The 14016-nt window shown below is 58.2% G+C and carries 14 protein-coding genes and 1 pseudogene; 6 read left to right on the plus strand and 9 right to left on the minus strand.

Features of this window, described 5'->3' with window-relative positions; all coding sequences use genetic code 11:
- Positions 1 to 21: 21 nt before the first annotated feature.
- The 5 genes from flgD to CQ009_RS26995 all read right to left on the minus strand — a co-directional run bounded on the left by flgD (position 22) and on the right by CQ009_RS26995 (position 3798).
- Positions 22 to 750, minus strand: coding sequence for a flagellar hook assembly protein FlgD (gene flgD, locus CQ009_RS26975; RefSeq protein ID WP_064391648.1), 729 nt, complete (start codon positions 748 to 750; stop codon positions 22 to 24).
- A gap of 15 nt (positions 751 to 765) precedes the next feature.
- Positions 766 to 1209, minus strand: a complete 444-nt coding sequence (flgC, locus tag CQ009_RS26980) for a flagellar basal body rod protein FlgC (RefSeq protein ID WP_003227217.1) — start codon at positions 1207 to 1209, stop codon at positions 766 to 768.
- A 3-nt stretch (positions 1210 to 1212) separates the two neighbouring features.
- Entirely contained in the window at positions 1213 to 1620 is a 408-nt protein-coding gene (gene flgB, locus CQ009_RS26985) for a flagellar basal body rod protein FlgB (RefSeq protein WP_007917581.1), read from the minus strand.
- Between the two features lie 371 nt (positions 1621 to 1991).
- Complete coding sequence (cheR, locus tag CQ009_RS26990) at positions 1992 to 2819, minus strand: protein-glutamate O-methyltransferase CheR (RefSeq protein ID WP_007917583.1); 828 nt, start codon at positions 2817 to 2819, stop codon at positions 1992 to 1994.
- A 46-nt stretch (positions 2820 to 2865) separates the two neighbouring features.
- Positions 2866 to 3798 carry a chemotaxis protein CheV gene (locus CQ009_RS26995; RefSeq protein WP_105709225.1) on the minus strand — a complete coding sequence of 311 codons (933 nt, stop codon included), beginning with the start codon at positions 3796 to 3798 and terminating at the stop codon, positions 2866 to 2868.
- A gap of 82 nt (positions 3799 to 3880) precedes the next feature.
- Between CQ009_RS26995 and flgA the strand changes: the two genes are divergently transcribed.
- The 4 genes from flgA to CQ009_RS27015 all read left to right on the plus strand — a co-directional run bounded on the left by flgA (position 3881) and on the right by CQ009_RS27015 (position 6468).
- Entirely contained in the window at positions 3881 to 4642 is a 762-nt protein-coding gene (gene flgA / locus CQ009_RS27000; RefSeq protein ID WP_082355483.1) for a flagellar basal body P-ring formation chaperone FlgA, read from the plus strand.
- 148 nt (positions 4643 to 4790) lie between these two features.
- Positions 4791 to 5117, plus strand: coding sequence for a flagellar biosynthesis anti-sigma factor FlgM (flgM, locus tag CQ009_RS27005; RefSeq protein WP_007960324.1), 327 nt, complete (start codon positions 4791 to 4793; stop codon positions 5115 to 5117).
- Between the two features lie 48 nt (positions 5118 to 5165).
- On the plus strand, positions 5166 to 5633 hold the full coding sequence (locus CQ009_RS27010; protein ID WP_064391653.1) for a flagella synthesis protein FlgN: 468 nt from the start codon (positions 5166 to 5168) through the stop codon (positions 5631 to 5633).
- 88 nt (positions 5634 to 5721) lie between these two features.
- On the plus strand, positions 5722 to 6468 hold the full coding sequence (locus tag CQ009_RS27015; RefSeq protein ID WP_064391656.1) for a flagellar brake protein: 747 nt from the start codon (positions 5722 to 5724) through the stop codon (positions 6466 to 6468).
- Positions 6469 to 6541: 73 nt separating this feature from the next.
- On the opposite strand, the gene CQ009_RS27020 is transcribed toward CQ009_RS27015, so the two are convergent.
- From CQ009_RS27020 to CQ009_RS27035, 4 genes are all read right to left on the minus strand, one after another.
- Entirely contained in the window at positions 6542 to 7927 is a 1386-nt protein-coding gene (locus CQ009_RS27020) for an MFS transporter (protein WP_105709226.1), read from the minus strand.
- Positions 7928 to 7996: 69 nt separating this feature from the next.
- Positions 7997 to 9238: a glutamine synthetase family protein gene (locus tag CQ009_RS27025; RefSeq protein WP_177431021.1), complete on the minus strand. Its 1242-nt coding sequence runs from the start codon at positions 9236 to 9238 to the stop codon at positions 7997 to 7999.
- A 312-nt stretch (positions 9239 to 9550) separates the two neighbouring features.
- Positions 9551 to 10243 carry a sensor histidine kinase KdpD gene (locus tag CQ009_RS27030; protein WP_064391662.1) on the minus strand — a complete coding sequence of 231 codons (693 nt, stop codon included), beginning with the start codon at positions 10241 to 10243 and terminating at the stop codon, positions 9551 to 9553.
- The gene (locus CQ009_RS27035; RefSeq protein ID WP_064391664.1) at positions 10240 to 11844 is read right to left on the minus strand and encodes a tetratricopeptide repeat-containing response regulator; all 1605 of its coding nucleotides are present in this window, start codon (positions 11842 to 11844) and stop codon (positions 10240 to 10242) included. The genes CQ009_RS27030 and CQ009_RS27035 overlap by 4 nt, the downstream gene beginning before the upstream one ends.
- Positions 11845 to 12078: 234 nt before the next feature.
- Here CQ009_RS27035 and CQ009_RS27040 point away from each other — a divergent pair, with 234 nt between their 5' ends.
- On the plus strand, positions 12079 to 13404 hold the full coding sequence (locus tag CQ009_RS27040; protein WP_256585505.1) for a lysozyme inhibitor LprI family protein: 1326 nt from the start codon (positions 12079 to 12081) through the stop codon (positions 13402 to 13404).
- 161 nt (positions 13405 to 13565) lie between these two features.
- Positions 13566 to 13759: pseudogene (locus tag CQ009_RS30565) on the plus strand (hypothetical protein); the annotation flags it as partial.
- Positions 13760 to 14016: the final 257 nt, after the last annotated feature.

Raw genomic sequence — 14016 nt, forward strand, 5'->3', positions numbered from 1 at the left:
CTTTGTGCCGGTTAGTCGGCTCTATATACCAATGGTTTGTACTTTGGACAGGGCAACGGTGCCCTTGCCGGACAGGTTGAGCATCAGCTCGCCACCGGTCTGGCTGATCGTCACGCTGTTGACGGTCGCCGGCAGGTAGGTCGCCAGATCTGTCGCGGCGCCGTTGATCGGTGCGTTCGCCTTGAAGGTGTAAGTACCGACGGGCACCAGATTGCCGGAAGCATCTTTGCCGTCCCAGGTGAAGCTGGCATTGCCGGCAGCGCGACTGCCCAGGTCAATGGTGCGCACGGTAGCGCCGCTGCTGTCGGTGATGGTCACCGTGCCGCCGGCAATCGACGTAGGCACAGTCGCCGAACCGGTCAGGCCTTTGCTCGGGTCGTCGAGCTGGGCAGTGTTGGTTTGCACGATTACATTGCGGCCAACCAGCGACGATGCCTGCAACGCCTGCGAGGAGTTGTAGTTACCGGCCAGCGAGCTTACGGTGCTATTAAGCGTGGTGATGCCTTCCAGGCTGCTGAACTGCGCCAATTGGGCAACGAACGCGCTGTTGTCCTGCGGATCCAGCGGGTTCTGGTTTTTCAGCTGGGTCACCAGCAGTTGCAGGAACGCGTCCTTGCCCAGCGCTTGACCGCCGGTTGCACTGTTGGTTGCCGAAGCGATGCCGCCGGTGGTGGTGCTGCTGGCCTTCTTCGACGAGTTGGCCAGGATGTCATTCATGCTCAGGGAGCTGGTGGTATCGGAAACACTCATGGCAGTCGCCCCTTATTACTGACCGAGGGTCAGTACCTTCTGCATCATGGTTTTCGCGGTGTTCATCATTTCAGCGTTGGTCTGGAAAGACCGGCTCGCGGAAATCATGTCAGCCATTTCTTCCACCACGTTGACGTTCGGGTAGTAGACGTAACCTTTGGCGTCGGCTGCCGGATGGTTCGGCTCGTAACGCGCTTCGAGGTTGCTCTGATCTTCGACCACACCCAATACCTGTACGCCTTGACCGGCTGCGTCCTGGCTCTGGAACAGCGAGTTGCTGCCGCTGTTCTGACCGCCCTGGAACATGGTGGCGAACACCGGGTGGCGGGCGCGGTAGGTCTGGTCGATGCTCGACGAGACGGTTTCGGCGTTGGCGATGTTCGAAGCCACGGTGTTCAGACGCGTGGTTTGTGCGCTCATGCCGCTGCCGGCAATGTTGAAAACGCTGGACAGGGACATGGATTACTCTCCGCGCAGGGCTGACACCAGCCCTTTGAATTTGCTGTTGAGCAGGGTGAAGCTGGCCTGGAAGCCTACGGCGTTTTCCGCGTAGTTGGACTGTTCCAGTTGAGCGTCAACGGTGTTCTGGTCGATCGACGGTTGCATCGGCGTGCGATACATCAGCGATTCGTCGCCGTTGCCCAGGCCTTCAGCTTCGATGTGACGGCTGTTGGTCATGTTCAGGGCAATCGTGCCGTTGGCGTTTTTCTGGGTCTGTGCTTCAAGCACTTTGGAGAAGTCCAGATCCCGAGCCTTGTAGTTCGGGGTATCGGCGTTGGCGATGTTGTTGGCCAGGACTTCGGCACGCTGGGCGCGGAAGCCCAGGGCTTTTTCGTGAATGCCGAGCGCTTTATCGAAGCTGATGCTCATGTCGGGACCTTCAGGGTGACCGGTTTTTCGTAACTGAGCTTTAGCAAGCCGCGTGCCAATGCGAAAAACCCCCGTAAACCGGGGCTTTGCGAGAGACCGGCAAAGCGGCAATGCCAGAAAAGCGGCAACCGGTTTCCGCCGAATGCCGCTTTTCTGCCGCTTGCCGTCCATCTCATACACACCACGGTCCCTGTAGGAGTGAGCCTGCTCGCGATAGCGGTGTGTCAGGCACCGATGATGCTGAATGTGCTACCGCTATCGCGAGCAGGCTCACTCCTACAGGGGTTTTGTGGTGTTAAGGAGAATTTCTTCGGGCACAAAAAAACGGCAGGCCTTTGCGGGCCTGCCGTTTTTTTGTATTGCCGATGCAATCACTTCGCCTGGTAAATGATCCCCGGGCTGCACTGCACCATCTGGTAATGGTCCGGCAAACCGTTCAACGCTTCGGAAGCGCCAAGGAACAGATAACCGCCCGGCTTCAACGTGCTGTGAATGCGCAACAGGATGTCCTTCTTCACTTCGGCAGAGAAGTAGATCAACACGTTGCGGCAGAACACGATGTCGAACTTGCCCAGCGCGGCATAGCTGTCGAGCAGGTTGAACGAGCGGAACTCCACGCGGTTCTTGATCGGCGCCTTGATCACCCAGCGCCCCGGCCCTTTCGGGTCGAAGTAACGCTGCAGACGTTCCGGCGACAAACCGCGACCGATCGCCAGGCTGTCGTATTCGCCCGTCTTGCAGTTGGTCAGCATTAGGCCGGACAAATCAGTGGCAACGATCTGCACACCCATCTTCAACTGGCCCAGGTTGCTGCGCTCGAACTCGTCGATCGACATCGACAGCGAGTACGGTTCCTGGCCCGATGAGCAGGCGGCCGACCAGATCCGCAGACGCTGGTTGGGGCTGGCCTTGATCGCTTCAGGCAGTACCTTGTTCTTCAAGACTTCAAACGGATAGGTGTCACGAAACCACAGGGTTTCGTTGGTCGTCATGGCATCGACCACCTGCTCGCGCAAACCGCTGCGCGGCTGGGTCTGGATGCGCTGGACCAGCTCACCCAGGGATTTGATGCCTTGCTGCTCCATCAGTTTGTTGAGACGGCTCGAGACCAGGTACTGCTTGTTTTCACCGAGCAAAATGCCACAGGCTTTTTCCAGGAAGACCCGGAACTGTTCGAAATCCAAATTACCCGTAGACAATGATGCCGCCTCTTAAATCGTGTTGACCGCCAGGAGCAAAACGCCCCTAGCTGATATCTGCTGCTTTGATCCGGTCGACTACCCGGGATGCCAGGTCATCAGGGCGGAATTTGGCCAGGAAGTCATCAGCACCGACTTTCTTGACCATCGCCTGATTGAATACCCCGGACAACGAAGTATGCAGGATGATATGAAGCTTTTGCATGCGTGCGTCGCCGCGGATTTCCGCCGTCAGGGTGTACCCGTCCATCTCCGGCATCTCGATGTCGGAAATCATCATCAGGAACTCTTCTTCCGGCTTCTTGCCCTCGTCGACCAGCTTGCGCAGGTAATCCAGCGCCTGCTTGCCGTCGTTCAGCGCGATCACTTCGACGCCAATCGTCTGCAGGCAACGCGTGACCTGCTTGCGCGCCACCGATGAGTCATCGACCGTCAAGACACGCAACGACAGTGCCTTGGTCTGGGTCTCGACATCGACCACGCCCACCGAAATCGCTTCCGGTGTCGGCGCAACTTCGGCCAGCACTTTCTCGACATCGATGATTTCGACTAACTGATTGTCCACCCGAGTCACAGCGGTCAGGTAATGATCGCGACCCGTGCCCTTGGGCGGTGGATGAATCTCTTCCCAGTTCATGTTGACGATGCGCTCCACCGAGCGGACCAGGAAACCCTGGGTCTTGGTGTTGTACTCCGTGATGATCACGAACGGGTTGTTCTTGTCCTTCAACGCTCCGGAACCGGTGGCCATTGCCAGATCAAGGATCGGAATGGTCGCCCCCCGGATATTTGCCACCCCGCACACGACAGGACTGGACTTGGGCATCAACGTCAGCGACGGGCACTGCAACACTTCCCGTACCTTGAACACGTTGATTCCGTAGAGCTGCTGACCGTCGAGACGGAACAACAACAGCTCCAGGCGATTCTGCCCCACCAGTTGCGTGCGCTGGTTCACCGAATCCATTACACCAGCCATGCCCAGACTCCTACACCAACGCCAAGTGTTGTTGCGACGCACATTCATTGCTAAACGGCACGGCGCTTGCTTTTTAACTCGTATGAACGCTCAAACGACATTTTTCCGACACCTGACCTCCCGCACTCGCAAAAGCCTGTGCGCGATGTCTGCCGTCTGCTTCTTCTTCGCTGGCAGCCCTGCCGTTGCTGATACGGTTACCATGCCTGACATGCTTATCGGCGTCACTCAGGGCTTTCTTGAGTTCACCGTAGAAGACTATCTGGCTACCAGTCAAACGGAAGGCCGCTACGAAATCGAGGTCAAGCAACTCGATCCACGTATGCGCATGCCTATGTGCGACAAGGAATTGACAGCTTCGCTGGAGAGTCCGGCACGTCCTTTGGGCCGGGTAACCGTCAAGGTTCGCTGCGAGGGCGCCTCGCCCTGGACAGTCTTCGTGCCCGCTCAAGTCCGCCTGTTTCGCGAGATTGTGACGACCACGCGACCGCTCAAGCGCGCCGGCATTATCGAGCCGCAGGACGTGACCCTGCGTGAACGTGACGTCAGTGTGATCAATCAAGGCTTCCTGACCTCGGTAGACGAAGCGATCGGGCAGAAATTAACCCGACCAACGGTAGCCGATCAGGTGATTACTCTGGTTCATCTGGAACAGGCAGAAGTCGTGCGCAAGGGCGATCAGGTGGTCATCACTGCCCGCAGCGGCACACTGGCCGTGCGCATGCCCGGCGAAGCGCTTGCCAATGGCGGCTTGAAAGAACAGATCCGGGTAAAAAACCTCAACTCGCAACGGGTCATCAAGGCGCAAGTCATCGCGCCGGGCCAAGTGGAAGTGGCGATGTAGAAAACTGGCGCTGACCCCGGCTGTTCCCTAAACTGTGCCGCAGCAGGACACGCGCCGGCGCATGCAAGGCTCATTGTAAATGTGCCTAAAGTTTTCCAGGGGATGGCCGAAAACATGGCAAGCGTCCAAATTCCCAGAGGTTTTTATCATGGTCATCGATTTCAGCCGTTTGAACAGCTCCTCGTCACTTACGGGCAGTACACGTACCAGCAACGCCAAGGAAACCGCCGAAACCGGCACCTCTGCGCCGCTGAATACCCCGGCCGAACAGGCCAGTACCGCAAAAAGCGGGGAATCGGTACACCTCAGCAATGAGGCTCAACAGTTGCAGAAGGTCACTGACAAGCTGCGCGATCAGCCTGCTGTCGACAAAGCCCGTGTGGCCGAGTTGAAAGCCGCGATTGCCGATGGCAGCTATAAAGTCGACAGCAACCGTGTAGCCAGCAAACTGCTCAACTTCGAAGCCCAGCGCTAGGCTTTTGCCGGCGCCAGGCTTTTGGACGCTTAAAACCCAAGGCCAGCCATGCACGACACTAATTTATTGCAACTGATCAACGACGACTTTGCTCCAGCTCAACAATTGCTGGAGTTGCTGCAAACCGAATCCCTCGCGTTGCACGGTCGCGACATGCCCCTGCTGGAAGAAATTCTGGCGCACAAACAGGCATTGATCATTCTGCTTGAACAGCATGGCCGCAAGCGCAGCGAAATCCTCGCCAGCCTCAATCTGCCGACTGATCGTACAGGTCTTGAGCAATTGGCTGGCCAGTCGAGCATTGGCGAGCAGTTGTTGACGCAAGGCGACGCATTGACCGATCTGATCGCGCAATGCCAGGCCGCCAACCTCAAGAATGGTCAGTCGATCCAGATCCAGCAGGCCGCCACGGCCAATCAGCTGAAGATCCTCACCGGTGGTGAAGCGCCAGCGCTTTACAACGCCAGCGGCACTTTTGCCAAACCCGCCGTACCGCGTCCGCTCAGCCAGGCATGAGCCGTTGATGCGCCAGCTCTATCAACCCGCGAAACATGCTGGCAAAATGCTGGCTAGTCGTCATATTTTGTCTGGAGATTGATAAACCGTGTCCAACGCCCTAAGCGCGGATGATGCTCCGCAGCCCCCAAAGGTGCTCACCACGCCACTGGAAATCTCCAGCAACCTGCGTCAGTTACAAGACAGCCACGATCCTTTGATCATCACGTTCCACGAGCGCAGCCAGCGCTTTCAGAGCTATTTGATCAAAGTTGACCGTGACACCGCCTCCATCGCCCTCGATGAAATGATCCCGCGCGACGGTGAACGCTTCCTGCTGGCCGGCGAACCGTTCAAGGTTGAAGGTTTCCACGACGGTGTACGTATCGCCTGGGAATGCAACGGCACGCTGAACATTCAAGAATCCGAAGGCGACCGTTTCTACACCGGCGATCTGCCTACCGAAGTGGTTTACCACCAGCGCCGCAATGCTTTCCGCGCCGCGCTGAAACTCACCGACCTGGTCAGCGTCGAACTGGGTGGCGAGAAACTCAAATCGCCGATCAACGGCAAACTGCTGGATATTTCCGCGACCGGCTGCAAGCTGCGTTTCGAAGGCGACATTACTGACCGCCTGCAACTGGGCCAGGTCTACGACCGCCTGATCGCCCCACCGCTGTTCGGCAATCAACCGACCGCCGTCGAACTGCGCTACCTGCATTTCGAGGAAAAACTCAACATCACCTTTGCCGGCCTGCGCTTTCACAACATCAGTGGCCCGGCCGCGCGCAACGTTGAGCGTTTCGTTTATCAGTTGCAGCGTGAAGCACGCCGTTTCGATAAAGACGACATGTGATTCTCAGCGGCAAATAAAAAGGGCAGTCCTTGGCGGGACTGCCCTTTTTTGTGCGCGATGCTTTTTGTTCAGTTCAAGGCCGGCCGCCACTGAGATCAGGGGTCGGCTTGTCGTTGTCAGCGTCCGGTTCGGTTTCTGTCGCAGGCGCGGCCGGCGTATCGGCTTCAGGCTCGGGGCTCACTGGCGCTTGCACCGGGTCCTGCACCATCTGCTCCTGCACCACCTGCTCGTCGACCCGCGGGTCAAGGGCGGCCACCAGCGGCGAGCTGGACATGCTGTCGGGCATGGCCACGTGATGCAACGGCGCATCGTCGACCTGGTGCAGATTGGTCACGGCTTTCGGCCGGATCCGCCACACCAGCACCAGCGCGAAGAAGCTGAAAAACGCATACAGGCTCTGACTACCGAACAGCTTCATCAGCACACCCGCGAGCAGCGGCCCAATGCTCGCACCGACCCCGTAGGTCACCAACAGCATCGCGGTCAGCGACACCCGCCGATCACCCTCGACATGGTCATTGGAGAATGCCACCGCCAGTGGGTACAGACAGAACTGCACCAGTGAACAGAGGAAACCAACCCCAAACAGCACCTCGAGCGGAACCTGCGGCAGCACCGCCAACGGCAACGCCGCCACTGCCAGGAACCCGGCAAAGCAGCGAATCAGCAGCGCCCGGTCGTAACGATCGGACAACCAGCCCAGCGGCCACTGCACCAATAAGCCGGCAAAGATGCAGCTACCCATGAACAGACCGACCTGCTCGGTCGACAGGCCCTGCTGAGACGCATACAGCGGTGCCAGGCCGTAGAACGAACCGATGATCAAACCGGCACCGAGCACCGTGCTCAAGGACTGCGGCACCCGCTTGATAAAGAAGCGCGGTTCCATCGGCGCCGGATGCAAGGGCGCAGGGTGAATACGTCGGGTCAGGGTCACCGGCACCAGACACAACGCAAAGCACAGGGCGACCAGCATCAGCAGTTCCAGACCCAGCCCCGGGTGCATCACCAGAATCAACTGACCCAGGACCAGGCCCAGATACGAAGCGATCATGTAACCACTGAATACCAGACCGCGCTGATTGGCGTCGGCCTGCTCGTTGAGCCAGCTCTCGATGACCATGTATTGGCACATCATGCCCAGACCGACGATGGTCCGCAGCACCAGCCATGCCGGCAGCCAGTCGACCAGGCCATGACCGAGCACCGCCGCGCCGACGATCCCCGCGCACGCCGAGTACGCACGGATATGCCCGACCCGAGCGATCAACCGGTGGCCGATCTTGCCGCCCAGCACCAGGCCGAAATAGTTGGCCGCCATCAACGCACCGACCCACAGGCCGTCGACGTTGTCAGCGGCAAGGCGCAAGGCCAGATAAGTGGATAGAAGGCCCGAGCCGATCAACATCATCAGCGAGGCGAAATACAGCGCTCGAAAGGATTTCCAGATTTGGCGCATCGGCGTTCCGAGCGGCTCCTTGCAGTAAATATCGGGCTACCAAAACGATAGCCCGATGGCGACGGTTCGTCAGGCCTGGGCTGCTAGAACACGCCGTTCCCAGGGAGTGATTTCATCAAAGAAGCTGGTCAACTCCATGGTCTTCGAAGCGATGTAGCCTTCGATGAACTCCTGTCCGAACAGTTCCCTCGCCAATTGGCTACGTTTCAGACGCTCAAGCGCGGCATGCAAGGTACACGGCAGCGAGAGGTTGTCCGGCACCTCGAACTCGCCCTGAATCGCTTCCGTCGGCTCCAGTTCATGCTCGATGCCATGCAAACCCGCGGCCAGACTGGCGGCGATCGCCAGATACGGGTTGGCATCGGCGCCGGGCAAACGGTTTTCCACCCGACGGGCAACCGGCGAACTGGCGGGAATACGCAAGCCGGCGGCGCGATTGTCATGGGACCAGCACGCGTTGTTCGGCGAAGCGAACGGGTGGCACAGACGCTGATAGGAGTTCACGTTGGGCGCAAACAGTGCGGTGAACTCTGCCATGCCTGCCTGCTGCCCACCGATGAAGTGGCGGAACATCGCCGTCGGTTGGCCGTCCTCGGCGCTGAACACGTTCTTGCCAGTATCGATGTCGACGATGCTCTGGTGAATGTGCATCGAACTGCCCGGCGTGTGCGCCAGCGGCTTGGCCATGCACACTACGCTCAGGCCATGCTTGAGCGCGACTTCCTTGAGCAGGTGTTTGAACAGAAAGGTCTGATCGGCGAGCAGCAGCGGATCGCCGTGCAGCAGATTGATCTCGAACTGGCTGACGCCCATTTCATGCATGAAGGTGTCGCGCGGCAGGCCGAGAGCGGCCATGCATCTATAGACTTCATTGAAGAACGGCCGCAGACCGTTGTTGGAACTGACACTGAATGCCGATTGGCCATCCTCGCGCCGGCCGTCGAGGCCAACAGGCGGACGGAACGGTTGGGTCGGATCAGTGTTCGGGGCGAAGACAAAGAACTCCAGCTCGGTCGCCACCACCGGCGCCAGGCCGCGCGCGGCGTAACGAGCAATGACCTTTTTGAGCTGGCCCCGAGTCGACAGATTGGAGCTCTCGCCGGTCAGCTCATCCGCATCACAAATGGCCAATGCACGCGGCTCGTCACTCCAGGGCAGCGGATGGATCATCGACGGTTCGGCAACCAGTGCCAGGTCGCCGTCATCGCTGCCGTAAAAGCGCGCCGCCGGATAACCACCCATGATGCATTGCAGCAGCACTCCCCGCGCCATCTGCAAACGCCGCCCTTCGAGGAAACCCTCGGCGGTCATCACTTTGCCTCGCGGCACGCCGTTCAAATCCGGCGTGACACATTCAATCTCATCAATGCCCGTCAGTCGCTGCGCGAGTGAACGCTGGCCATCGGTTGTCATGACGCAATCCTTGTTATTGTGCGAGCCGCGAACGGCGACCCGTACAAAATAGGCTTCGGCTGTTCGGAATATCAAGCAGCGTCAAAACAAAAAAACAAACAACGCGAATACCCCCAGTAGAAGCTGCCGCAGGCTGCGATCTTTTGATGTTGTTTTTCCAGGATCAAAAAATCGCAGCCTGCGGCAGCTCCTACAGGCATCGGTGCAATATCAAGGGAGGTAGAGGCTGAACACACCGCCGCCCAATGGGCCGCCGTTGCGAATTTCGGTGCGACCTTCAACACCGTTACGCTGATGCAGCGCTGCGATGCGGTTGGCGAAATACAAACCGAGCCCGGTGCTGCCGCTGCTGTGGTTGATGCCCTGCACGTAATCGGCCTGACGCTCGAGCATCTCGGCCGGGTAACCGTCGCCGTCGTCGTTGATGCTCAGGACCAGTTGCCCGGCCTCGTCGCTGACGGTGATCAGCAGTGATTCGCGGGCATAGCGAATCGCATTGTTGATGCAGTTGCCGAGCACCGAGGCAATCAATTCACGGTCAAAGAACCCCAGCGGACTCAACGGATCAACTTCATACGTGGCGACGATCCCGCGACTGGCGAACACCTCTTGATGCGACGCCAGTTGCGCTTCGATGAAGTCGTCGAGTTCATGATAGGCCGGTTGCAGTGGCATCTGGTTGACGCCGAGCTTGTACAGCCCGAGCAATTGCACGAGCATGCCGTTGAGGTGGGCGAACTCGAAGTCGATCACGCCCTGCTCCGAACCTTCGCGCTGCGCTTGCGGCAACCGCGCGAGCCATTGGCTGTGAGCCTGCATCAGCATGGCCAGCGAGTTTTTCATGTCGTGGACGGTGGAGGCGATCACCGTGGAAAAATCCAGCGCCTGCTTGTCGTTGCTCATTCGCCAAACGCCTTGCTTTTCAGCTTCTGATAACGCGCATGACGCGCGTCGGTGTCGGGCATCAGGCCGACCATTTTCAGGCAGGCCCGACATTCTTCCAGCTCCGCCGATGGCACCGACGTGTCGGTGCCGTGCAGCAGCGACTGGGCCATGTTCAGCGCAATACTGATGTTCTTCGGTTGCATCTTCAGCGCCTTGCGGAACACCTCGCGGGCCTCCACCAGATTGCCGGTCTTGTACACGCGCACGCCCTGACGGTTGAGGTCGGCAGCGGCGTTACTGGAGCTGAGAATAGTCGGGTCATCGGTGAGCTTGGCGATGTCTTTCATCACCGCCGGATCATCACCGTAGATTTCCGCGCAGCTCTTGAGCATCGAGGTGCCCGCCTCGGCCTGACCGAGCATCTGCAACTGCTTGGCGACCAACAGCGCCGCTTCCGGACTCATGAACTGTTCCATGCCGTCGAGACGCATCAGTGCTTGTTCGGTGAGCTTGTCGGCAGTTTCGGCATCGTTGAGCAGCAGGCTGGTAGCCTTCATCAGGCGCGCACGAATCTGCAGGCCGGGGTCAGTCGGGTTCTCTTTGGCGACAGCGCTGAGGGTCGTGTTGATCTCCAGCCGCGTACGCGTATCGAGACCGCGCTCGCTGCCTTTGCTGATCAACGCATGAGCCAGGCCCAGATTGCTTTCCGGATCCTTGAAACGCGACTGCGCCCCCTGCGCCACGGCCTGACGATAGGCGCGTGAGGCGGTGTCGAAATCTTCGTTGGCCATTGCAAGCTTGCCCAGCAAGGCTTGGCGACGCACCGCCAGTGGCGACAGACGAATGGCCTCTTCCAGCACCTGCTGCGCACCTTTGGTATCACCCTCGGCAACCAGCACGTCGGCCATGCCGTCGTACAACGAGGGCATCATCGGAAACACCTTCAGCGCCTTTTCATAGACGCCTTTTGCCTGAGCGACTTGCCCACGCTTGAACAACAACTTGCCCAGTCCGGCAAACGCCCAAGGCAACGGCCGGTCGGCGATGATGCTGTCGTAGAGACGCTCCAGCGCTTCGTTCTGGTTCATGTCGCGCAACGCATCGGCGCGGTAACGCAGGCATAACGGTGAATAACGAATGTCCTGCTTGCACAGGGCAATGCAGGCATTGAGCACCTCGACCGGTTTACCACGGTCGAGGGCTTGCAGAATCGGTTTGAGCAATGTCTTGCGCTGCTCCAGACGCTCAAGGCGCTGAGCCAGGCCGGAACGGTTGAACGGTTTGGTCAGGTACGCATCCGGCTCATGCTCCAGGGCACTGAGCACCATCGCCTGACTGGTCTCGGCGGTGACCATGACGAATACCGCTTCATGGCTGATGAGTTTTTCCAGCATCAGGTCTTCGAGTACTTGCTGGCCGTTCTTCTTGCCGTCGCCGAGATGGAAGTCCTGCAGGATGAAATCGTAGGACTTCTGCGCACACATCTTCAGCGCCTGCTCACCGGTGTCGGCGGTGTCGACATCCTTGACCCCAAGCTCACGCAGCATCGAACGGACGGAACTGCGGAAATCCGAGAAATCATCGACGATCAGAAAACTCTTTTGGTGATACGACAGCATCGAAGATTTCCAGGCAATTGAAGTGAGGGCAATTTCAGGCGCGCAGATAATAGCTGCCGGCCAAATGCTATCAAGCGATTTCGCGCGACGTTGAAGTCACCCAATGGGTTATCGGCCACAAGTGCGGTTCCCTGAAGCCAGCGCTTCAACATTCCTCGCCCAGCGATTACCCTGCGCGCCGGCATAACTCCCCACTACAGGGCTTACATCGTGTACATCAAAGGACGCTGCATCGTGTCCGTCTGTGTGCTGCTGTTTATTCAGCAGGCCATGGCGGCCGGAATGGACTGCACAAAAGCGGCGAATGCCGTCGAAAACACTGTTTGTGCGAACAAATCGTTGTATGAAGTGGACGCGCAAATGGGCGCGATTTATCGGGATTTATTCAAAGCCTCTGGTCCCGCACAAGCTGAACTCAAGCGCGCTCAACGGCTGTGGTTAAAAGCACGCAATGCCTGCGCCGAAGACGTTTCCTGCCTGGATCAGCAATATCGCGAGCGTCTGCAAGCGTTGCACGCGCAGTGGCAGGCAGCGGTGGCCTATCAACCGGATGACCTCGATAAACAGGCGCTGGACGATCTGCAAAAGCGTATTCAAGCCGCCAGTAAAGATGATCCAGAATTCGCGCTGGATCGGGTACTCGCTGCGCTCACCGTGAAAACGCCTTCTGGCGGTTTTCACGGTGAGGCCAGTGCAGAGGACTCTTTGATAACACACTTTCCGACATCGCAGCCCGAAGGCGTTGGTGCCGATGAATGGCGAGCGCTGACCGCCTCCCGGATCAATGACGCTGCCGAAACCGGCCTGACGTCTTACACCTTGCGGGATCTGGATGGCGACGGGCAGCGCGATCTGATCGTAAATACCTACGCCGGGGGCACCGGTCTGTTCACTTATGTGGAAACCTGGCGGCGTGACGGCGAACGGTTCATCAAACGTTCTGTTGAGCCCGACAGTTCACTGTTCTACACCAATGATCGCGGCGCCAATCAGTCGGTGGACTGGATAAACCTGCGCGGCAAGACTTACGCGGCCTATCGAAACAGCGAGTACGGCGTTGATCGGGTCTACTTGCTCAACCCGCTGAAAATCAACGTCCAGGTGCCGACGGTGACGATTCGTTATCGCTATGCCCTCGACGTGCCCGCTCTTCAACACAAGGACGACGGCAACAGCACGTTTGAACTCGAACCCGATCTGCACCGAGCGCTTAATCAGGCTGTGGCCAAAGTCGCTGAAACCGCCGCTATCCCTTCAAAAGAACCGCTCTGCCCTATTCCGGCGACCGGCGCCGGTGAAAACGATTACTACAGCTTTGGCCCGGCGCATTACAGCATTGAAAAAGTCGCAGACCTGCCTGTCTTCATTGGCAATGATTGTTACATCGGCGCCTTGATCGACTGGTTCGGCAGTTACAGTGAAAAGAATGGTTTGTTCGCGCAACTGGCATTGCGTAAACCGGACAGCGAGGACGGTAGCCTCACATATTCAGTCTACGGTCGCCGACATATCATCAATGTCAGTACTTCAACGAGGCAAATTGACCTGAACGAAGGTTAGCCGTGTAGGCCATCCGCTGCCGAAAATCATTGGTGCAGTCGTGATTGCCGGGATGTCCAGATAAAAGGCACTGCACGTCTGTCTGCCAAAACTGTTGAAGGCAGAATCATGAGTCGGGATTATTCTGTGCAATTAGCTGTGCAGTTGATCCCCTCGACGCATCTTTGCTGATCAATCTTGATCGCGAAGTGCAGCGCGAAATCCTGCAGATGCTCCACTTCGCCCTGCGCCCGAGCGGCTTCCTGTTCCTCGGCACTAAGGAATGCGCCGATGCCTGCCATGAGCTGTTCGCCCGGTGGACAAGCGCAATCGGATCCTCCGTGCCAAAACCGGCACGCCGAACAGCCGCCGCACGACCGTAGCATGTGCATCATGGCTTTCCTCCCGTAAGACGAAAATTAAGTCACAAGGGTTCGCCATGGCAATTCGTCGGCTGACTGTAATGCAAAAGCCCCGTCGTAATTGTTATTACGACGGGGCTTCTAATTTGAACTTGAGGGTAAACCCGATCTTCAAACGTTGGCCAAACTTTCCTGCGGGCAAAACAAAACCCCAACTGCTTTCGCAATTGGGGTTTCGGAATTTAATCTTGACGATGACCTACTCTCACAT

Source organism: Pseudomonas sp. MYb2 (assembly GCF_002979955.1).
Lineage (GTDB): Bacteria > Pseudomonadota > Gammaproteobacteria > Pseudomonadales > Pseudomonadaceae > Aquipseudomonas.